General features: G+C 69.4%; 20 protein-coding genes. 9 read left to right on the top strand and 11 right to left on the bottom strand.

Features of this window, described 5'->3' with window-relative positions:
- Nucleotides 1-98: 98 nt before the first annotated feature.
- Nucleotides 99-911, top strand: coding sequence for a TerD family protein (locus OG905_RS28075; RefSeq protein WP_328678210.1), 813 nt, complete (start codon nucleotides 99-101; stop codon nucleotides 909-911).
- 11 nt (nucleotides 912-922) lie between these two features.
- Here OG905_RS28075 and OG905_RS28070 read toward each other — a convergent pair whose 3' ends face one another.
- The 6 genes from OG905_RS28070 to OG905_RS28045 all read right to left on the bottom strand — a co-directional run bounded on the left by OG905_RS28070 (nucleotide 923) and on the right by OG905_RS28045 (nucleotide 5461).
- Nucleotides 923-1657 carry a TerD family protein gene (locus OG905_RS28070; protein ID WP_328678209.1) on the bottom strand — a complete coding sequence of 245 codons (735 nt, stop codon included), beginning with the start codon at nucleotides 1655-1657 and terminating at the stop codon, nucleotides 923-925.
- A gap of 97 nt (nucleotides 1658-1754) precedes the next feature.
- Nucleotides 1755-2897, bottom strand: coding sequence for a DUF475 domain-containing protein (locus OG905_RS28065; protein WP_328678207.1), 1143 nt, complete (start codon nucleotides 2895-2897; stop codon nucleotides 1755-1757).
- A gap of 162 nt (nucleotides 2898-3059) precedes the next feature.
- Nucleotides 3060-3635: a TerD family protein gene (locus tag OG905_RS28060; protein WP_328678205.1), complete on the bottom strand. Its 576-nt coding sequence runs from the start codon at nucleotides 3633-3635 to the stop codon at nucleotides 3060-3062.
- A gap of 98 nt (nucleotides 3636-3733) precedes the next feature.
- Complete coding sequence (locus OG905_RS28055; RefSeq protein WP_142216883.1) at nucleotides 3734-4309, bottom strand: TerD family protein; 576 nt, start codon at nucleotides 4307-4309, stop codon at nucleotides 3734-3736.
- Between the two features lie 150 nt (nucleotides 4310-4459).
- Nucleotides 4460-4918 carry a peroxiredoxin gene (locus OG905_RS28050; RefSeq protein WP_328678201.1) on the bottom strand — a complete coding sequence of 153 codons (459 nt, stop codon included), beginning with the start codon at nucleotides 4916-4918 and terminating at the stop codon, nucleotides 4460-4462.
- Nucleotides 4919-5032: 114 nt separating this feature from the next.
- On the bottom strand, nucleotides 5033-5461 hold the full coding sequence (locus tag OG905_RS28045) for a DUF3052 domain-containing protein (protein WP_266476695.1): 429 nt from the start codon (nucleotides 5459-5461) through the stop codon (nucleotides 5033-5035).
- A 459-nt stretch (nucleotides 5462-5920) separates the two neighbouring features.
- Between OG905_RS28045 and aceE the strand changes: the two genes are divergently transcribed.
- Nucleotides 5921-8668, top strand: a complete 2748-nt coding sequence (gene aceE, locus OG905_RS28040; RefSeq protein ID WP_328678197.1) for a pyruvate dehydrogenase (acetyl-transferring), homodimeric type — start codon at nucleotides 5921-5923, stop codon at nucleotides 8666-8668.
- 70 nt (nucleotides 8669-8738) lie between these two features.
- Nucleotides 8739-9566 carry a potassium channel family protein gene (locus OG905_RS28035; RefSeq protein WP_328678195.1) on the top strand — a complete coding sequence of 276 codons (828 nt, stop codon included), beginning with the start codon at nucleotides 8739-8741 and terminating at the stop codon, nucleotides 9564-9566.
- Between the two features lie 3 nt (nucleotides 9567-9569).
- On the opposite strand, the gene OG905_RS28030 is transcribed toward OG905_RS28035, so the two are convergent.
- On the bottom strand, nucleotides 9570-9878 hold the full coding sequence (locus OG905_RS28030) for a small hydrophobic protein (protein WP_328678193.1): 309 nt from the start codon (nucleotides 9876-9878) through the stop codon (nucleotides 9570-9572).
- A 47-nt stretch (nucleotides 9879-9925) separates the two neighbouring features.
- Entirely contained in the window at nucleotides 9926-10300 is a 375-nt protein-coding gene (locus OG905_RS28025) for a peptidase inhibitor family I36 protein (protein ID WP_328678192.1), read from the bottom strand.
- Between the two features lie 348 nt (nucleotides 10301-10648).
- Here OG905_RS28025 and OG905_RS28020 point away from each other — a divergent pair, with 348 nt between their 5' ends.
- Complete coding sequence (locus OG905_RS28020; RefSeq protein WP_328678191.1) at nucleotides 10649-11860, top strand: alpha/beta hydrolase; 1212 nt, start codon at nucleotides 10649-10651, stop codon at nucleotides 11858-11860.
- Nucleotides 11861-11926: 66 nt separating this feature from the next.
- The gene (locus tag OG905_RS28015; protein WP_328678189.1) at nucleotides 11927-12805 is read left to right on the top strand and encodes a DUF4429 domain-containing protein; all 879 of its coding nucleotides are present in this window, start codon (nucleotides 11927-11929) and stop codon (nucleotides 12803-12805) included.
- 67 nt (nucleotides 12806-12872) lie between these two features.
- Here the strand turns inward: OG905_RS28015 and OG905_RS28010 are convergent, their stop codons facing one another.
- Both OG905_RS28010 and OG905_RS28005 read right to left on the bottom strand, forming a co-directional pair.
- Nucleotides 12873-13901 (bottom strand): aldo/keto reductase, encoded by a 1029-nt coding sequence (locus OG905_RS28010; protein ID WP_328678188.1) that lies wholly within the window; start codon nucleotides 13899-13901, stop codon nucleotides 12873-12875.
- A gap of 6 nt (nucleotides 13902-13907) precedes the next feature.
- A complete protein-coding gene (locus OG905_RS28005; RefSeq protein WP_328678186.1) occupies nucleotides 13908-14363 on the bottom strand; it encodes a MerR family transcriptional regulator in 456 nt (151 codons plus the stop codon).
- An 88-nt stretch (nucleotides 14364-14451) separates the two neighbouring features.
- Here OG905_RS28005 and OG905_RS28000 point away from each other — a divergent pair, with 88 nt between their 5' ends.
- Both OG905_RS28000 and OG905_RS27995 read left to right on the top strand, forming a co-directional pair.
- Complete coding sequence (locus OG905_RS28000; protein ID WP_328678184.1) at nucleotides 14452-14913, top strand: GNAT family N-acetyltransferase; 462 nt, start codon at nucleotides 14452-14454, stop codon at nucleotides 14911-14913.
- 10 nt (nucleotides 14914-14923) lie between these two features.
- Nucleotides 14924-15736 (top strand): serine hydrolase domain-containing protein, encoded by an 813-nt coding sequence (locus tag OG905_RS27995; protein ID WP_328678181.1) that lies wholly within the window; start codon nucleotides 14924-14926, stop codon nucleotides 15734-15736.
- Between the two features lie 21 nt (nucleotides 15737-15757).
- Here OG905_RS27995 and OG905_RS27990 read toward each other — a convergent pair whose 3' ends face one another.
- On the bottom strand, nucleotides 15758-16417 hold the full coding sequence (locus tag OG905_RS27990) for a pirin family protein (protein WP_328678179.1): 660 nt from the start codon (nucleotides 16415-16417) through the stop codon (nucleotides 15758-15760).
- 217 nt (nucleotides 16418-16634) lie between these two features.
- Between OG905_RS27990 and OG905_RS27985 the strand changes: the two genes are divergently transcribed.
- Both OG905_RS27985 and OG905_RS27980 read left to right on the top strand, forming a co-directional pair.
- Nucleotides 16635-17819, top strand: coding sequence for a PucR family transcriptional regulator (locus OG905_RS27985; protein ID WP_328678177.1), 1185 nt, complete (start codon nucleotides 16635-16637; stop codon nucleotides 17817-17819).
- An 89-nt stretch (nucleotides 17820-17908) separates the two neighbouring features.
- Entirely contained in the window at nucleotides 17909-18820 is a 912-nt protein-coding gene (locus OG905_RS27980; RefSeq protein WP_328678176.1) for an ACP S-malonyltransferase, read from the top strand.
- The last annotated feature ends 13 nt before the right edge of the window (nucleotides 18821-18833 follow it).

Here is an 18833-nt window from a genome sequence, read left to right as displayed (position 1 = left end):
CATGTCCTGGCCGGACGACAAGGGGGTCTCTCTCTGGTCTCCCTGCGAACACTCCCTAAGGGCCCCCGCGTTGTCCGGGCGGCCATCGGGGAGGCAGGATGACGGACATGACGCACGCGATGGTGAAGGGCTCGAACGTTCCTCTCGATGCCACGGCCGTACGGGCCGTGCTGCGCTGGACCCCGGGCGCCGGGGTCCCCGACGTGGACGCCTCGGCCCTGCTGCTCGGCAGCGACGGGCGTGTGCGCTCCGACGAGGACTTCGTCTTCTACAACCAGCCGCGCCACCCGTCGGGCCTGGTGCGGCGGCTGTCCAAGAAACGCGTCGCGGAGCATCTGACGGACACCGTCGAGGCGGATCTCTCCTCCCTCGACCCGTCCGTCGACCAGGTAGTGCTCGCCGCCTCGTCCGACGGCGACATCTTCCAGCATGTACGCGATCTGCGGATACTGCTCTACGACGCGGCCCTGGCCGACAGCGACCCGCTCGCCGTCTTCGACGTGAAACCGGAGACGGGCCTTGAGACGGCGATCATCTGCGGCGAGCTCTACCGGCGCGGGGAGGGCTGGAAGTTCCGCGCCGTGGCGCAGGGGTATCCGACCGGACTGGTGGGTCTGGCCACGGCGTTCGGCATCTCGGTGGACGAGGCGGAGGCGGCCGCCGAGTCCGCCCAGCCCGAGCCTCAGCCCCAGCCCCAGACCGACCCGCACCCGGCGCCGCCCGCGCAGCCCCCGGCCGCCCAGCCCGCCTACGGTTACCCGCAGCCCGCGTACGGTTACCCGCAGCCGCCGGCTACCCAGCCGGCCGGGCCCCCGGCGTACGGGTATCCGCAGCCCGCCGCAGCGGCAGCGCCCGCGCCGGACCCGAATTTCCGGCTGCCGCCCATGGGCCCCCAGTTCGTACGCCCCTGACTGGTACGCCGCTACACCCGGTTCTTGTAACCGCGTCCCCACTGCAGACCCCAGCCGTACAGCCGGTCCAGCTCCGCCTGGAAGCCGTACACGAACTTCACCTCACGGCGCACGACCAGCTCCCCCTTCACGTTCTCCATGGAGAAGATCGCGCAGGAACGGGCCTGCGGCGCGCGCTCGTCGAGCTCTATCTCCACCCGCGGCCCGTTGCTCGGGTAGAGCGTCACATGCGCGTGCGTACGGTCGAAGGCCGGTGTCTGGTCGTAGATGTACGCGAAGAACAGCAGCCGCTTGATCGACTCACGGTGGTCGAGATTGACGTAGACCGTCTCGCCCGAGGGGGAGCCGAAGCGGTCGTCGCCGCTGAGCTTCACATAGGGCGGCTCGTTGATGTTGCCGAAGAAGCTGCCGAGCGGCTGCACCACGCCCTTGCTGCCGTCCGTCAGCTCGTACAGACAGCCCAGGTCGAGGTCCACATTGACCACGCCTTGGGTATGAGCCTGGACCACATCGGGCTGGAAGAGCTTGAAGGGATGTCGCAGCAGTCTGCCGCTCTGCTTGGACCTGCCCTCGATGTCGGACGTGCGCATCCGCCAGGAGAGGTTGACGCGCAGATTGCCGGTGGCCGCGCCCTGCTTGGTGAGCGAGACCGTCGGGTGCCGTTTGGTCAGCTCGATCGAATTGGTCGCTGCGCTGCCGGAGTCGAACTGCAGTGACCTGCCCCGCAGGCCGTCCCAGAAGGCCATGCCCCACCCCCACATGCGTCGATGAACCCAGCGGGGCGGCTTCGAGGCCGGTGCCTCGGAGCCGCCCCGCTCAGAGCGTTCCTCAATCCCCGCCGGGTCACACCCCGGAGGTGACTTCCTGCTTCTCGTCGGAGTTGTCCCCGCCCTCGGCTGCGAGCGCCTTGTTGCGGCGTACCGAGGACCAGAAGGACCAGGCGATCAGCACGACGCCGACGAGACCGGTGATGACCTCGTTGATCTCGTACTGGATGGTGACGAGCAGGATCACGGCGAGGGCGCCGATCGCGTAGTGCGCGCCGTGCTCCAGGTAGACGTAGTCGTCGAGGGTGCCCTGGCGGACCAGGTAGACCGTGAGCGACCGGACGTACATGGCGCCGATACCGAGGCCGAGCGCGATGACCACCGGGTCGTTGCTGATCGCGAAGGCGCCGATGACGCCGTCGAAGGAGAACGACGCGTCGAGGACCTCGAGGTACAGGAACATGAAGAAGGCGGCCCTGCCGACGAGTTTGACGGCCGAGACCGGCTTGCCGGCCTTCCTGGCCTCCTCCTCGGCCTCGTGCTCGCGCTCCTCGTCTTCCTCGAGCTTGTTCTCGAAGTAGCCGGAGAGACCGCCGACGACCATGTACGTGATGAGGCCGGCGATACCCGCGGTGAGCACCGTCCCCGACTTGTCGACGTGCTCCCCGCCGTACTGGTGCGCGTGGACCGCGAAGGTCGCCGCGGTGACCAGCAGAACGATCAGCGCGATGCAGGCCGAAAGCATGTCGACCTTGCCGAGCTTGGCGAGCGGACGCTCGATCCAGCCCAGCCACTTGATGTCCCGGTCCTCGAAGATGAAGTCGAGGAAGATCATCAGCAGGAAGATGCCACCGAAGGCGGCGATCGCCGGGTGGGCGTCGGTGACCAGCTGCTCGTACTTGTCGTGGTTGTTCAACGCGAGGTCGACGGCCTCGATGGGCCCGATCTTCGCGGTGATCGCGACGATCACCACGGGGAAGATCAGCCGCATGCCGAAGACGGCGATCAGGACACCAATGGTGAGGAAGATCTTCTGCCAGAACTCGCTCATCTTCTTCAGCACGCCGGCGTTGACCACCGCGTTGTCGAAGGACAGCGAGATCTCGAGAATCGAGAGGATGGCGACGAGCCCCAAGGCCGCCCAGCCTCCGTAGAACACCGCAGCGACCAGGCCGAGCGCAGTGACTGCGAACGACCAGCCGAAGGTTTTCAGTACCACTGGCTACCCAATCGTTGTGTACGGGTCTCCCCCGCGCCGAGTACGGGTCTCCACGGGGCCAGGCGCGGCTTTACGCTGCATTACCCCGGGGGACGAACCCTGGATCCCCAGCAGGCACCCCCGGGGATCTGCCCGGGTCTTGAAGGAACCCGGACACGAGCTTTAGGAAACATTGACCCCGAAGTCTAGAGCGATGCCTCGCAGACCCGACGCGTACCCCTGCCCAACGGCCCGGAACTTCCATTCGCCGCCGTAGCGGTAGAGCTCACCGAAGATCATCGCGGTCTCCGTCGAGGCATCCTCGCTCAGGTCGTAGCGCGCGAGCTCCTGGCCGTCCGCCTGGTTGGCCACCCGGATGAAAGCGTTGCTGACCTGGCCGAAGGTCTGGCCCCGGTTGTCGGCTTCATGGATCGAGACCGGAAAGATGATCTTGTCGACATTGGCCGGCACCTGGGAGAGGTCCACGAGAATCGATTCGTCGTCCCCCTCGCCCTCGCCCGTCAGATTGTCACCGGTGTGCTCGACGGAGCCGTCGGGGCTCTTGAGGTTGTTGTAGAAGACGAACCACTCGTCGCCGAGCACCCGGCCGGACTGGCAGAGCAGCGCGCTGGCGTCGAGGTCGAAGGGCGCTCCGGTGGTGGAGCGCGCGTCCCAGCCGAGCCCGACCAACACCTGTGTGAGGTTCGGTGCGGCCTTGGAGAGGGAGACATTGCCTCCCTTGGCGAGCGTGACGCCCATGTTTGTGGTCCTCCCCGAGATGACGAAGCAAAGGTGGTACAGGCGCGTCCGGCGCCGCACTGGAAGGTGCGGCGCCGGACAGGGAATGAACCGCTCGCTCAGACGTTGACGCCGAAGTCCTGCGCGATGCCGCGCAGACCCGAGGCGTACCCCTGGCCGATGGCACGGAACTTCCACTCCGCGCCGTTGCGGTAGAGCTCGCCGAAGACCATGGCGGTCTCGGTCGAGGCGTCCTCGCTCAGGTCGTAGCGCGCGAGTTCGTTGTTGTCGGCCTGGTTGACGACGCGGATGAAGGCGTTGCGCACCTGGCCGAAGGACTGCTGGCGGCTCTCGGCCTCGTAGATCGAGACCGGGAACACGATCTTGTCGACGTCGGCGGGCACCGAGGCGAGGTTCACCTTGATCTGCTCGTCGTCGCCCTCGCCCTCACCCGTGAGGTTGTCACCGGTGTGCTCGACGGAGCCGTCGGGGCTCTTGAGGTTGTTGAAGAAGACGAAGTTGCCGTCGTTGGCGACCTTGCCCTCGGCGTTGGTCAGCAGGGCGCTGGCGTCGAGGTCGAAGTCGGTGCCGGTGGTGCTGCGTGCGTCCCAGCCCAGGCCCACGGTGACCGCGGTCAGGTTGGGCGCGGCCTTGGTCAGCGAGACGTTGCCGCCCTTGCTGAGGCTGACTCCCACGAGTCCCTCCATTGTTTGTCAGGGGCAGCGCCCCCGTCGTGCGGTGATGTATCGGATCAACGAGTGGATCCTAGTGACCGGTTCCCATCGAAAACACCCTTTCGGGCAGGGGTCGGCCGATGAATCGGGGCGTGCGTCAGAGGGCGCGCATCAGAGCGCGTCGAGCGCCTTGACGTAGTCGTTCAGGTCGCGCGCCTCGGGCAGACCGTTGACGACGGTCCAGCGGACCACGCCCCCCTTGTCGATGATGAAGGTTCCGCGCACCGCGCACCCCTTCTCCTCGTCGAAGATGTCGTACGCCCGTGAGGTCTCGCCGTGCGGCCAGAAGTCCGAGAGCAGCGGGTACTCCAGACCCTCCTGGTCGGCGAAGACGCGCAGGGTGTGGATGGAGTCGGTGGAGACGGCGAGCAGCTGGGTGTCGTCGTTGACGAACCGCGGCAGCTCGTCACGGAGCGCGCACAGCTCGCCGGTGCACACACCGGTGAAGGCGAAGGGATAGAAGAGGAGCACCACGTTCTTCTCGCCGCGGAATTCGGCGAGGCTCACGGTGCGGCCGTGGTTGTCCTTCAGCTCGAAGTCCGGGGCCTTGGTGCCGACCTCGATCGCCATGACGTTGCGTCCCTTCACTGGGCTGGGCCCGACTGGTCCGTTCGGGTGGGTCCACCCTACGCAGAGGGCCCCCGCCGGCAGTTGCCGACGGGGGCCCTCAGGGCGTACGGGGGCTCAGCGCTTGGATTTGGGTGCGCTCAGCCGGGTGCCCGACCAGTCCTTGCCCGCGTTGATGCTCTTGGTCTGGGAGAGACCGGAGGTCTGCGCGGCTTCGTTGATGTCGCTCGGCTCGATGTATCCGTCCCTGCCGGTCTTCGGCGTCAGCAGCCAGATGTCGCCGCCTTCGTCCAGCAGTCCGATGGCGTCCACCAGCGCGTCCGTAAGGTCGCCGTCCTCGTCACGGAACCAGAGCACGACGACGTCGGCGACGTCCTCATAGTCCTCGTCCACGAGTTCCTGGCCGATAACAGCCTCGATGCCCTCACGGAGCTCCTGCTCGACGTCGTCGTCGTAGCCGATCTCCTGGACCACCTGTCCGGGCTCGAACCCCAGCCTGACGGCCGGGTTGGTCCGCTCCTCCGCGTGGTCCGCGGTCGCGCTCACGGCTTGCCTCCTGATCATGTTTGGAAAATCCTGCGGCCGCGCGCGTACGCGTGGCGTTGGCCGTAGTCCACACGGGCGGGGCGGATCGCGCAAGTACCCGGCCGTTCAGACCGCCGAAACGGTGACGTTTGCGGCCGTCTCGGCCCAACTCCAGACACGCTCAACCCCCTCTCGTGATTCATGGCACACCATTCGACCATCTTTGCGGCAATCTTTCCCTTCGGTGGGCCAATCGGAACCGAACAGCCAAACGAAACACATTGGCGGCTTGGGCGTAAGGTTGCGATTTGACCGGACCCGGAACCGGGGTTGGGTCAGGATGTCAGTCAGAACAAGGGTTACCCCCCGGTAGAGATGACGTTTGCCTCCCCGCGGTACACGATGGGAGGCGGCGCGACACCGCCTGGACATCCCATGTCTCCCGCAGGGGCAGAACCCACCGAACAGCGAAGGATTAGCGTGGCTTCCGGATCAGATCGCAACCCGATCATCATTGGCGGCCTTCCCAGCCAGGTCCCGGACTTCGATCCTGAAGAGACCCAGGAGTGGCTGGACTCCCTCGACGCCGCCGTCGACGAGCGGGGCCGGGAGCGCGCCCGCTACCTGATGCTCCGCCTGATCGAGCGAGCCCGCGAGAAGCGCGTGGCCGTGCCCGAGATGCGCAGCACGGACTACGTCAACACCATCGCCACAAAGGACGAGCCGTTCTTCCCCGGCAACGAGGAGATCGAGCGCAAGGTCCTCAACGCGACCCGCTGGAACGCCGCGGTGATGGTCTCCCGCGCCCAGCGCCCGGGCATCGGCGTCGGCGGCCACATCGCCACCTTCGCCTCCTCCGCCTCCCTCTACGACGTGGGCTTCAACCACTTCTTCCGCGGCAAGGACCAGGGCGACGGCGGCGACCAGATCTTCTTCCAGGGCCACGCCTCCCCCGGTATCTACGCCCGGGCCTTCCTGCTCGACCGCCTCAGCGAGGCCCGGCTCGACGCCTTCCGCCAGGAGAAGTCCAAGGCCCCCGAGGGTCTGTCCAGCTACCCGCACCCGCGGCTGATGCCGGACTTCTGGGAGTTCCCGACGGTCTCCATGGGCCTTGGCCCCCTCGGCGCGATCTACCAGGCCCGGATGAACCGCTATATGGAGGCGCGCGGTATCGCCGACACCTCCAGGTCGCATGTCTGGGCCTACCTCGGCGACGGCGAGATGGACGAGCCCGAGTCGCTGGGCCAGCTCTCCATCGCCGCCCGTGAGGGCCTGGACAACCTGACCTTCGTCGTGAACTGCAACCTGCAGCGTCTCGACGGCCCCGTGCGCGGCAACGGCAAGATCATCCAGGAGCTGGAGTCCCAGTTCCGCGGCGCCGGCTGGAACGTCATCAAGCTGGTCTGGGACCGCTCCTGGGACCCGCTGCTCGCCCAGGACCGCGACGGCGTGCTGGTCAACAAGCTGAACACCACGCCCGACGGCCAGTTCCAGACGTACGCCACCGAGACCGGCGCGTACATCCGCGAGCACTTCTTCGGCGACGACCACCGGCTGCGCGCCATGGTCGAGAACATGACCGACGACCAGGTCCTGCACCTGGGACGCGGCGGCCACGACCACAAGAAGGTCTACGCGGCGTATGCGGCGGCCAAGGCCCACAAGGGCCAGCCGACCGTGATCCTCGCCCAGACGGTCAAGGGCTGGACGCTCGGCCCGAACTTCGAGGGCCGCAACGCGACGCACCAGATGAAGAAGCTGACGGTCGACGACCTCAAGCGCTTCCGCGACCGTCTGCACATCCCGATCACGGACCAGCAGCTGGAGAGCGGCGCGCCGCCGTACTACCACCCGGGCCGCGACTCGGAGGAGATCCAGTACATGCACGACCGCCGCAAGGCGCTGGGCGGCTATGTCCCGACCCGTGTCGTGCGGTCCAAGCCGCTGGTCCTGCCCGAGGACAAGACGTACGCCCCGGTCAAGAAGGGCTCCGGCCAGCAGTCGATCGCCACCACCATGGCGTTCGTCCGGCTGCTCAAGGACCTGATGCGGGACAAGGAGATCGGCAGGCGCTTCGTGCTGATCGCGCCGGACGAGTACCGCACCTTCGGAATGGACTCGTTCTTCCCGAGCGCCAAGATCTACAACCCGCTGGGGCAGCAGTACGAAGCCGTGGACCGCGAGCTGCTGCTCGCGTACAAGGAGTCGCCGACCGGCCAGATGCTGCACGACGGCATCTCCGAGGCGGGCTGCACGGCCTCGCTGATCGCCGCCGGTTCCGCGTACGCCACGCACGGCGAGCCGCTGATCCCGGTGTACGTCTTCTACTCGATGTTCGGCTTCCAGCGCACCGGCGACCAGTTCTGGCAGATGGCCGACCAGCTCGCACGCGGCTTCGTCCTGGGCGCGACCGCGGGCCGCACGACGCTGACCGGTGAGGGACTGCAGCACGCCGACGGCCACTCCCAGCTGCTGGCCTCGACGAACCCGGGCTGTGTCGCGTACGACCCGGCCTTCGGTTTCGAGATCGCGCACATCGTCGAGGACGGTCTGCGCCGGATGTACGGCTCGTCCGAGGAGCACCCGCACGGCGAGGACGTCTTCTACTACCTCACCGTCTACAACGAGCCGATCCAGCACCCGGCCGAGCCCGAGAACGTGGACGCCGACGGCATCCTCAAGGGCATCTACCGCTTCAAGGCGGGCGAGGCCGGTGCGATCCCCGCGCAGATCATGGCCTCGGGTGTGGCCGTGCCGTGGGCGATCGAGGCGCAGAAGATCCTCGCCGAGGAGTGGAACGTACGTGCCGACGTGTGGTCGGCGACGAGCTGGAACGAGCTGCGCCGCGAAGCCGTCGAGGTCGAGCGGCACAACCTCCTGCACCCCGAGGAGGAGCAGCGCGTCCCGTACGTCACGCAGAAGCTCTCCGGCTCCGAGGGCCCGTTCGTGGCCGTCTCGGACTGGATGCGCTCGGTTCCGGACCAGATCTCGCGCTGGGTTCCCGGCACGTACCAGTCGCTGGGTGCCGACGGCTTCGGCTTCGCGGACACCCGGGGCGCGGCGCGTCGCTTCTTCCACATCGACGCGCAGTCGATCGTCCTCGCGGTGCTCACCGAGCTCGCGCGTGAGGGCAAGGTCGACCGCTCGGTGCTGAAGCAGGCGGTGGACCGCTACCAGCTGCTCGACGTGGCCGCGGCGGACCCGGGCGCGGCCGGCGGCGACGCGTAACGACTGCACTGTGAAGGGCGGCGGCACCCGGCCGGGTTCCGCCGCCCTTACGCGTCTCTAACATGCAGGCATGAAGCAGCGAACAGCGCAGGTCCGGTGGGAACAGCGCATGCAGACCCCCCTGCTGGCACTCGCCATCGCGTTCGCCCTCGCGTACGCCGTGCCCATCGTGGCGCCCGACGCCAATGGGTCGGTGCTGACCGTCTGCACGGTCACCGAGTGGGTGGTGTGGGGGACCTTCGCCGTCGACTACCTCGTACGGCTGGTGCTGGCACCGGCCAAGTGGCTTTTCGTACGCAAGCATCCGCTGGATCTGGTGGCGGTGGTGCTGCCGCTGGTGCAGCCGCTACGGCTGCTGCGGGTCGTCTCGACCCTGCTGCTGGTGGGCCGCCGGGCCAGGATGGCACCGCAGATCACGCTGACGACGTATGTCGGTGGCGCGGTGGTGGGGCTGATGATGTTCGGCTCGCTGGCCGTGCTGCATGTGGAGCGGGACGCGCCGAACGGGAACATCAAGACGCTGGGCGACGCGGTGTGGTGGTCGTTCACCACGATGACGACGGTCGGGTACGGCGACCATGCGCCGACGACGGGTCTGGGGCGGGTGCTCGCGGTCGGGCTGATGATTTCGGGGATCGCGCTGCTCGGTGTCGTCACCGCCAATATCGCGGCGTGGTTCATCTCCCGCTTCGAGCGGGACGACGCGGAGGAACGCAAGCAGACGGCGCTGCTCCAGGCGCTCACGGCGGAAGTGCGGGCGCTGCGGGAGCAGGTGGCCACGCTGTCGCAGGCCCGCGCGGTCACGGAGCTCCCGGATACGGCGATACGGGCGGAAACCGGGGCGGGCGCGATGCCCACCCCGGTCGGTCCGTCCGACGAGCCTGCTGTGCGTGGCTGACGATCACCACATCCCGCTCGCGGGAACCGTGGCTCCCGCGAGCCAGACGATCGCCAGCAGGGTGTCGATGCCGCCCAGCACGACCGCGGCCAGTGCCGGGACCGGCTGTGCGCCGTTCCAGCGGCGGCCCGTACCGAGCCATCCGCAGACGATCGCGATCGGGCCGAGGACGATCCCCAGCACGAAGAAACCGGCGATCGCACAGATCAGGCCGATGATTCCGAGTGCCGCACGATCCGGCCCGCTACGCGACCAATTGCGGCTGCGTGAACGGGGGTGCCTGCGCGTTGTGTGTCCGAAGCCCGCCATCATCACTCCCTGAGTCGTCGAATCGGGGCTCCCTCAGCGGGTACCCCGGTTCAGCGCTCCCAGACCTTGAATGCCCTGACCTGGTACGGGGATTGGGGCACCCAGGTGCCACCGCCCGGGTAGGTCTCGAACTCGCCCGTCTCCTCGCACTCCGCCGACTGGTACGTGGTGACGGGCCGCCCGGTCCGGTTGGCGAGTGCCTGGGCGGTGGTGCCGGACGGCAGCGGAACACAGCTCTCGATATCGGTGCCGGACAGCTCGTGGACCTGGCGTGTGCCCTTGAAGTTCCCCTGCTCCCACAGGCAGAGCTCGCCCACCGCGCACTCCCCGAGGCGGGGCGGCGCGGCCGCCGCCGCCTGCGGCGCCAGCACTGCTGCGGCCAGAGCTGATGTGGCCAGGAATCCGGCCGTGACGATCATGCGCATGTCGGTAACCCCCGTGTCGTACTGATCACTTGACCGCACCCTGCCCCCGGCCGAGGGGTCGGGGAAGGGGGTTCGGGGCGCATCACCCGGATAGGGGACGGCTCCGCCGGGCGGGCCAGACAGCGCTGTCGTACGCACGAGGTTGACGCGCGGCGCCCCCTCAGATGCGGGGCACGCCCGCACCCGCCTCGGCGCTGGAGGGTGGGGGCGGCCCACCACGATCCCGGTGACCACGGGGGCGCGCCCGCGCACGGATTGTGACGACGCACCCCCCACACTCCCCCCGGACACGTGATCTGTCTCACGGTCTTCGCGAGCCGCGTCGCGCGTCTCCTAGGGTGTCCCGCAGTGACTTCCTTCGACTCCTCCCCCACCATCACCGCCTGGCGCGCCCTGCTCGCGCTCGCGGTCGTGTTCATGATGCTGGCGACGACCGGCTGGACCGCCATACGACATCAGGGCGGTCCCCGTGACGCTCTCGAGGCCGAGCTGGCCGGCTGGGCCAAGGCCCGGATCGGGGTGCGGGCACTGCCCGATCCGGAGTCGCCGCCGCAGCGGCTCGCCGCGTTCTTCGGTTCCATCGGCAGCACGCAGCGGGCCCGCCTCGCCGACCGGTACCCCGTCCTCGTCGGCAATCTCAACGGCGCCCCGGTCACCCTGCGCTACCGCGCCAACCGCAAGGCCCTCGCGCTCTCGCTCGCCCAGGAGCGCAAGCGCGTGAAGGACGTCAACCTGACCGCGGACGGCCATCACCAGGCGGTCCGCCGTATGCACCGCTTCGAGGCGCTCGTGAGCGCGGAGCGGCAGATCCTCGCCTTCGACCCCTCCGGTCCCGGCAAGGTCGCCGAGGTGCTCGGCGATCTCGACCGCGCCCAGCGGGTGTCGGTGATCGTCCCCGGTGTGGACACCAATGTGCTCACGTTCCAGAAGTCTTCCCGCAAGTACACCGCGCCGGTCGGCATGGCGGAGTCGCTGTACGCCGCCGAGCGGGCCGCGTCCCCGCGTACGCGCACGGCGGTCATCGCCTGGGCCGACTACACCGCACCCGCAGGCCTGGGCATGGACTCGGCCACGGGCCGCCGCGCCGAGGACGGTGCGGTGCGCCTGACCGCGCTCGCCGGCGCGCTGCCGGGCAGCTCCAAGATCGCACTGTTCTGCCACAGTTACGGCTCCGTCGTGTGCGGCGTCGCCGCCCGCCATCTTCCCGCCCGCGTGCGGGACGTGGCGGTGGCCGGCAGTCCCGGCATGCGCGCCGAGAACGTGGCCGGGCTCCACGCCCGCGCCCGCGTCTGGGCCATGCGCGACAGGGACGACTGGATCGAGGACGTGCCGCATCTGGCGGTCGGCGGCCTCGGCCACGGCGAGGACCCGGTGACGGAGGCGTTCGGCGCGCGGGTCCTGTCCGCGGCGGACGCGATCGGTCACACCGGCTATTTCGAGCCGGGTACGGAGAGCGTCAGCAACTTCGCCGAGATAGGCGTCGGTTCGTACGACGGCGTGACCTGTGAGAGCGGCGGCGACACATGCCGCCGTGGTATTTCCGGCGACGAGGCGGCCTGACGCGCGTAGAGCATCGTGGCCGGGCCTGAGCACCGAGGGGCGACGCGCGGGCACGCGCCGCCTACGATGAGGCGCATGGGTGATGTTCTGGCCGGAATTCAAGCCACTTGGGAGTTCGAGACCGACTCCGTGCTCATCCGCTTCGAACGGGGGCTGCGTGCGCCGAAGCTGTTCCAGACGCTTCGCGAACGCCGCATCCCCCACGAGGCGTTGACGTCGGTGACCCTCTCCCCCGGCAAACGCGGCACTGTGGTGCTGCACGCCGTGCCAAGACCCGGCGCCGATCCGCTGATGGATGCCGCGGCAGGGCAGCTGAAGGAGGGCTGCGACCCGTACCGGCTGGTCCTGCCGGCGGAGCGCGAGACACTCGCCGAGTACTACGCCGACGAACTGCGCGCCCTGCTCCCCGCCGACGCGGACACCCCGGCCGAGCGGTACGCCGTGGCCGCGCCCGAGGGGCCGATGCACTTCAAGGCGTACGACGGAAAGGCCTTCTTCGACGGCTCGATGGTCTCCTTCCGCTGGTCCCGGACGGCCGCGTCGTCCGCCAAGTGGAGGGCGGGCGACCAGAGTTTCCCGGTGACGGAGCTGAGCGGCGTGGAGTGGCGCTCGCCGGAGGCCTTCGACGGGTATCTGCGGCTGCTGCGCCGCGGTGACGAACCGGGCGACGAGGCCGCCGCGCCCAGGCAGGCGGACCAGGATCCGGCGGCGGTGCTCTTCGGGGTGAGCCGCGGGCCGGTGCACGAGTCGCTGCCGTTCGCGGCCGCGGTGCTCGATTCCGTACGCAACAGCGGCTCGGCGCCGGTCATGGCCCTGCGGGCGGGGCGGCGCGACCCGGCGGACATCGCCGAGCGGATACGGCACCTCGGGGAGCTGCACCAGGCGGGTCTGGTGACGGACGAGGAGTTCAGCACGAAGAAGGCGCAACTGCTCGCGGAGCTGTGAGTCGTACGTGACGAGGGCCCGCCGCGCGGCAGCAGCACTGCGCGCGGCGGGCTCTGTCCCCGTTCGGCTACTCGCGCGCCGCCGACGTCGAGGACATGTCCGGGTAGCGGTCCCCCGCCACCTGCCCGGCGATCGGCTCCAGCACCGCCAGCTCCTCCTCGGTCAGCTTCAGCCGGGTCGCCGCGACGTTCTCCAGCAGCCGACTGGTCTTGCGGGTGCCGGGGATCGGCACCACCGCGAGCGAGTGCACCTCGGCCCGCTGCTGCACCCACGCGAGGGCCACCTGCGCGGCCGTCGCCCCGTGCGCCGCGGCGATCTTGTGGACCGGCTCCAGGAGCGCGGCGTTGGTCTTGGCGTTGTCGCCGGTGAAGCGCGGCTGGTACCTGCGGAAGTCGCCCTCCGAGAGGTCCTTGCCCGCGTCGGCGAAGGCACCGGTGAGGAAGCCTCGGCCGAGCGGCGAGTACGGCACGAAGGCGACGCCGAGCTCGGCCGCCGCGCCCACCGCGCTGCGCTCCACGTCCCGGCTGAACAGCGACCACTCCGACTGCAGCGCGGCGATCGGATGCACGGCGTGCGCCTCGCGCAGCTCCGCGCCGGTGACCTCGCTCAGGCCCAGGTGCTTGACGAGGCCGCGCTCCACCAGTTCGGCCATCGCGCCGACGGACTCGGCGAGCGGCACGGCCGGGTCGCGGCGGTGCATGTAGTACAGGTCGATGACATCGGTCTTCAGCCTCCGCAGGCTCTCCTCGACGGCCTTGCGGATGTACTCCGGGTCATTGCGGACGGCCCGGTACCGCGGGTCGTCATTCCGCTCGATGGCGAACTTCGTGGCCAGGGTGATCTCGTCGCGGTGCGCTCCGACGAACGGCGCGAGGAACTCCTCGTTCGCCCCCCGCCCGTACACGTCCGCCGTGTCGAAGAGCGTGACGCCCGCCTCCAGCGCCGCCTCCAGGGTGTCCCGGGCGGCCGCCAGGTCGGTTTCTCCGTAGAACTCGCTCATGCCCATGCAGCCCAGGCCCTGTATGCCGACCAGCGGTCCGCCGGTCCCGAGCCGCACCTGTGCGATCTTGCTGCCGCTCCTCAAGGATTCAGCCATCAGGTTTCAGAGCCTCTCCGACGCCCGCCGGGCGTCCGCGTAAAAGTCGATCTTGTGGTCCAGCACGGCGAGCGTGTCCTGCAGCTCCGCGATACGCCTGCGCACATCGCGCCGCGTCTGCTGCAAGAGCTCCTGCCGTGCCTCGAAGGTGTGCTCGCCCTCCCGCACCAGCTCGGCGTAGCGGACCATGTCCGCGACCGGCATCCCGGTCAGCCGCAGCTTGCCGACGAAGGCGAGCCAGTCCAGATCGCGATTGGTGAAACGCCGCTGTCCGGTGTGCGACCGGTCGATGTGCGGCATCAGCCCGATCCGCTCGTACCAGCGCAGGGTGTGCGCGGTGAGCCCGGTGAAAGCGACGACCTCGCTGATCGTGTAGCGGTCCTGGCCCTCGCGGCGGGGATGCGCGCGGGGAGGGGACTTGCAGAGGTCCACTCCTGCCGGCGTGCTCTCGATCAGCGTCATGTCCTCCACGCTAAAACCTTGGAGTGCACTCGAAGCAAGCAGAAATGGATGGCAGTTTTCGTGCGGCGCCCCATAGCCTGCCGAAACCATGAGCCTCGCACGACGCGCCACCCCCGACGACGCCGAAGAGCTGGTCCGCCTGCGCAAGGTCATGCAGGACTCGTATCTCGGGCCGAATCCCGATGTCAGCTGGCAGCCTGCCGCCATCGAGACCCTGCGCCGCGAGCTCGCGGACCCGGAAGGCGATCTGACGGCGTTCGTCGTCGAGCGCCCCGGCGGCCTGGCGGCGTGCGTGGTCGGCACCATCGAGTACCGCCTGGGCGGGCCCGGCAATCCGCACGGCGTCAGTGGCTACGTCTTCAGCGTCGCCACCGACCCGGACCTGCGCCGCCGCGGATACTCGCGCGCCTGTATGGAGGCGCTGCTCGGCTGGTTCCGCGAGCGCGGCGTACGCAAGATCGACCTGCGGGCCTCCGCCGACGGCGAGCCGCTGTACACCTCGCTCGGCTTCGTCCGCACCCCCGATCCGGCGATGAGACTCACCCTTTAGGCTCGTACGCATGCAGAGCCTGGCGATGATCGAGAACTGGCCGGTACCGACCGCGGCGGCCGCCGTCGTACGAGCGGACGGCACCGTCGCCGGATCGCACGGCCCGCTCGCGCACCGCTTCCCGCTCGCCTCCGTCACCAAGCCGCTCGCGGCCTACGCGGCGCTCGTGGCGTACGAGGAAGGTGCGGTCGAGCTCGACGAACCTGCGGGCCCCGAGGGCTCCACGGTCCGTCATCTGCTCGCCCACACCTCGGGCCTGGCCTTCGACGAGCACCGGGTGACGGCCCCGCCGGGTACTCGAAGGCTGTACTCCAACGCGGGCTTCGAGGTGCTCGGCGACCACATCGCCAAGGCGGCGGACATCCCGTTCGCTGAATATCTGCGCCAGGCGGTCCTCGAACCGCTGGGCATGACGGCGACGACGCTGGACGGCTCCCCCGCGAAGGACGGCGTCTCGACGGTCGACGACCTGGTGCGCTTCGCCGCCGAAGTGCAGGCGCCGCGGCTCCTTGACGCCCGTACGGTCCTTGAGGCCATGACGGTCGTCCACCCGGGCCTGTCGGGCATCCTTCCCGGCTACGGGCACCAGAAGCCGAACGACTGGGGTCTGGGCTTCGAGATCCGGGACTCCAAGTCACCGCACTGGACGGGCAGTTCGTCCTCGCCCCGCACCTTCGGCCACTTCGGCCAGTCGGGCACGTTCCTGTGGATCGACCCGGCGGCAGGCGCGGCGTGTGTGGCGCTCACGGACCGGCCCTTCGGGCAGTGGGCGATCGACGCGTGGCCGCCGTTCACGGACGCGGTGCTGGCCGAGCTGGGCTGAGGACCGGACTCAGGGCCGGACTCAGGACTCGTTCAGCTCCCAGAGCAGCAGCTCGGCCGGAGCCAGGGCTGCCAGCTCCAGGCCGTCGGCTTCCGTGATGCGCGCCGCGTCGCCCGGGGACAACTCCGCATCTCCCAGGCGGACTTCGCCCCGCACCACATGCACGTACGCCGCGGGCGCGTCCGGCACCGCCGTGCGCTCGCCCCGGCCCAGGCGGCGGACATGCAGCAGCGCGCCCGCCTCGGGGAGTGCGTACGGCGTCGAGTCGGCGATGCCGTGCACGATCTCGTACGCCGGATCGCCGCCCGGCGACAGCGGTGCGAGCCACATCTGGACGAAGGTCAGCGGCATGTCCGCGTCATTGCGCTCCACATGGCGGACCCCGTCCGCGGAGCTGAGCCGCTGGACGTCGCCGGGCCGGACGACGGTCGCGTGGCCCGTCGAGTCGCGATGGGTCAGCTCGCCCTCGACGACCCAGGTGACGATCTCGGTGTGGCTGTGCGGATGCTCGTCGAAGCCGGCACCGGGATCGAGACGCTCCTCGTTGCAGGCGAGGATCGCGCCGAAGCGCAGGTTGTCGGGGTCGTAGTGCCGCCCGAAGGAGAAGGCGTGCAGGGATTCGATGCCCGAGGCGGGGTCGCCACCGCGGAAGCGGTCGGCGGAGCGCCGTACGTCAATCACGGGTCCACCGTAGTCCCGCCGTGGCAGTCCAGTTCGCCGGACCACGCGCGGCACGGGTGCTGCGCGGCGCGGGACGGGACCCGGCTCGCCGGACGGAGTCCGGCGCAGGCGTCCGAAGCCTGGGAGGCGCCCAGGCGCCGAGCAGTGCAAGGGCGGCACGAAGAAGGGGAGCCCCCGCCACTCCGCTCACCCGTCCCGATAAGGCACTCTTGTCCCCGTGCCCGAACCTGCAGCGAACTCCCCGCACCCGCATACCGCGACCCTGCGCCGACTGGAGCAGTCCTCCGGCCGGCTCGCCGCGAACGCCATCGCACGCATGGACGAGACGCTGCCGTGGTACCGCGCGATGCCCCCGGAGAACCGGTCGTGGATCGGCCTTGTCGCCCAGGCCGGCATCGCCGCGTTCACCGAGTGGTTCCGGCATCCGGAGACCCCGCAGGCGATCTCGACCGACGTCTTCGGCACCGCTCCGCGCGAGCTGACCCGCGCGATCACCCTGCGCCAGACCGTCGAGATGGTGCGCACCACCATCGAGGTCATGGAGTCGGCGATCGAGGAGGTCGCGGCGCCCGGTGACGAGTCCGTACTGCGCGAGGCCCTGCTCGTCTACGCACGCGAGATCGCCTTCGCGACCGCCCAGGTGTACGCGCAGGCCGCCGAGGCCCGCGGCGCCTGGGACGCCCGGCTCGAATCGCTGGTCGTGAACGCCGTACTGTCCGGCGAGGCCGACGAGGGCGCCGTCTCCCGCGCCGCCGCGCTCGGCTGGAACTCCCCCGAGTATGTCTGCGTCATCCTCGGCACCGCACCCGACGGCGACAGCGAACTCACCGTCGAGGCCATTCGCCGGGCCGCCCGGCACGCCAAGCTCCAGGTCCTCACCGGAGTCCTCGGCGACCGGCTCGTCGTCATCGCGGGCGGCAGCGACAACCCGCTGCAGGTCGCCAAGGCCCTGATCGGGCCTTATGCCGCGGGTCCCGTGGTCGCGGGGCCCGTCGTGCCCGACCTGCTCGCCGCCACCAAGTCCGCGCAGGCCGCGGCCGCAGGGCTCAAGGCGTGTTTCGCCTGGCAGGACGCCCCCCGCCCGGTTCTCGCGGACGATCTGCTGCCGGAGCGCGCGATCGCCTCGGACCCGGCCGCGCGGGAGCAGTTGGTGGAGGAGATCTACAGACCGCTGGAAGAAGCGGGGTCGGCGCTTCTGGAAACCTTGAGCGTCTATCTAGAGCAGGCGAGTAGTCTCGAGGGCGCCGCAAGGATGCTCTTCGTCCACCCCAACACCGTGCGCTACCGGCTGCGACGTGTGACCGACGTCACCGGATGGTCACCCTCCGATGTGCGCTCCGCGTTCACGCTGCGGATCGCACTCATTCTGGGGCGTCTGGCCGACGCAGATTCGCAGCCCTAGACTTTTGTCGAAGGCCCACAATTCCCCTGACGTTTCTTGGTCCCTGTCCCCACGGGCGGTTGGAGCCGTCCACAAGAGAAAGTGTGAGGGTGCTCGTACTCGTCGCTCCCGGCCAAGGCGCTCAGACGCCCGGCTTCCTGACTCCCTGGCTCGACCTCCCCGGCGCCGCCGACCGCATTGCGGCCTGGTCCGACGCCATCGAGCTCGACCTTGCCCACTACGGCACGAAGGCCGACGCGGACGAGATCCGCGACACCGCCGTGGCACAGCCGCTCCTGGTCGCCGCGGGCCTGCTCTCGGCCGCGGCGCTCGGTGACGTACGCCCCGGCGCCGTCGCAGGTCACAGCGTCGGCGAAATCACCGCGGCCGCGTTCGCCGGTGTCCTCGACGAGGTCGCCGCACTCGGCTTCGTCCGTACGCGCGGACTGGCCATGGCCGAGGCCGCCGCGGTCACCGAGACCGGCATGTCGGCCGTCCTGGGCGGTGACCCCGAGCAGGTCGTGGCCCATCTCGAAAGCCTCGGCCTGACCCCGGCCAACGTGAACGGCGCCGGCCAGATCGTCGCCGCCGGCACTGCCGAGCAGCTCGCGGCACTGGCCGAGAACAAGCCGGAGAAGGCCCGCGTCATCGCACTCAAGGTGGCCGGCGCGTTCCACACGCACCACATGGCGCCCGCGGTCGCGACCCTCCAGGAGGCCGCCGAGAACCTCACGGTCTCCGACCCGGTCCTGCCGTACATCTCGAACAAGGACGGCCGCACGGTCTCCACCGGTGACCAGGTCATCGCCCGGCTGGTCGGCCAGGTCGCCAACCCGGTCCGCTGGGACCTGTGCATGGAGACCTTCAAGGCTCAGGGCGTCAGCGCCCTGATCGAGGTCTGCCCCGGCGGCACGCTCACCGGTCTCGCCAAGCGCGCCCTGCCGGGCGTGCAGACGCTCGCGCTCAAGACCCCCGACGACCTCGACGCGGCCCGCACGCTCGTCGCCGAGCATTCAGCCTGACAAGGAGCCGTAA

Origin of the sequence: Streptomyces sp. NBC_00322 (assembly GCF_036147535.1) — a bacterium.
Classification (GTDB): domain Bacteria; phylum Actinomycetota; class Actinomycetes; order Streptomycetales; family Streptomycetaceae; genus Streptomyces.
The sequence above is the reverse complement of the archived record's forward strand: the minus strand, read 5'-3'. Positions and strand labels throughout refer to the sequence as shown.

Excerpts from the sequence above, each read along its gene's own strand:
- OG905_RS28075 (WP_328678210.1), top strand. The coding sequence starts at position 99 with ATGACGGACATGACGCACGCGATGGTGAAGGGCTCGAACGTTCCTCTC.
- OG905_RS28070 (WP_328678209.1), bottom strand. The coding sequence starts at position 1,657 with ATGGCCTTCTGGGACGGCCTGCGGGGCAGGTCACTGCAGTTCGACTCC.
- OG905_RS28060 (WP_328678205.1), bottom strand. The coding sequence starts at position 3,635 with ATGGGCGTCACGCTCGCCAAGGGAGGCAATGTCTCCCTCTCCAAGGCC.
- OG905_RS28050 (WP_328678201.1), bottom strand. The coding sequence starts at position 4,918 with ATGGCGATCGAGGTCGGCACCAAGGCCCCGGACTTCGAGCTGAAGGAC.
- OG905_RS28035 (WP_328678195.1), top strand. The coding sequence starts at position 8,739 with ATGAAGCAGCGAACAGCGCAGGTCCGGTGGGAACAGCGCATGCAGACC.
- OG905_RS28030 (WP_328678193.1), bottom strand. The coding sequence starts at position 9,878 with ATGATGGCGGGCTTCGGACACACAACGCGCAGGCACCCCCGTTCACGC.
- OG905_RS28025 (WP_328678192.1), bottom strand. The coding sequence starts at position 10,300 with ATGCGCATGATCGTCACGGCCGGATTCCTGGCCACATCAGCTCTGGCC.
- OG905_RS28015 (WP_328678189.1), top strand. The coding sequence starts at position 11,927 with ATGAGGCGCATGGGTGATGTTCTGGCCGGAATTCAAGCCACTTGGGAG.
- OG905_RS28010 (WP_328678188.1), bottom strand. The coding sequence starts at position 13,901 with ATGGCTGAATCCTTGAGGAGCGGCAGCAAGATCGCACAGGTGCGGCTC.
- OG905_RS28005 (WP_328678186.1), bottom strand. The coding sequence starts at position 14,363 with ATGACGCTGATCGAGAGCACGCCGGCAGGAGTGGACCTCTGCAAGTCC.
- OG905_RS28000 (WP_328678184.1), top strand. The coding sequence starts at position 14,452 with ATGAGCCTCGCACGACGCGCCACCCCCGACGACGCCGAAGAGCTGGTC.
- OG905_RS27995 (WP_328678181.1), top strand. The coding sequence starts at position 14,924 with ATGCAGAGCCTGGCGATGATCGAGAACTGGCCGGTACCGACCGCGGCG.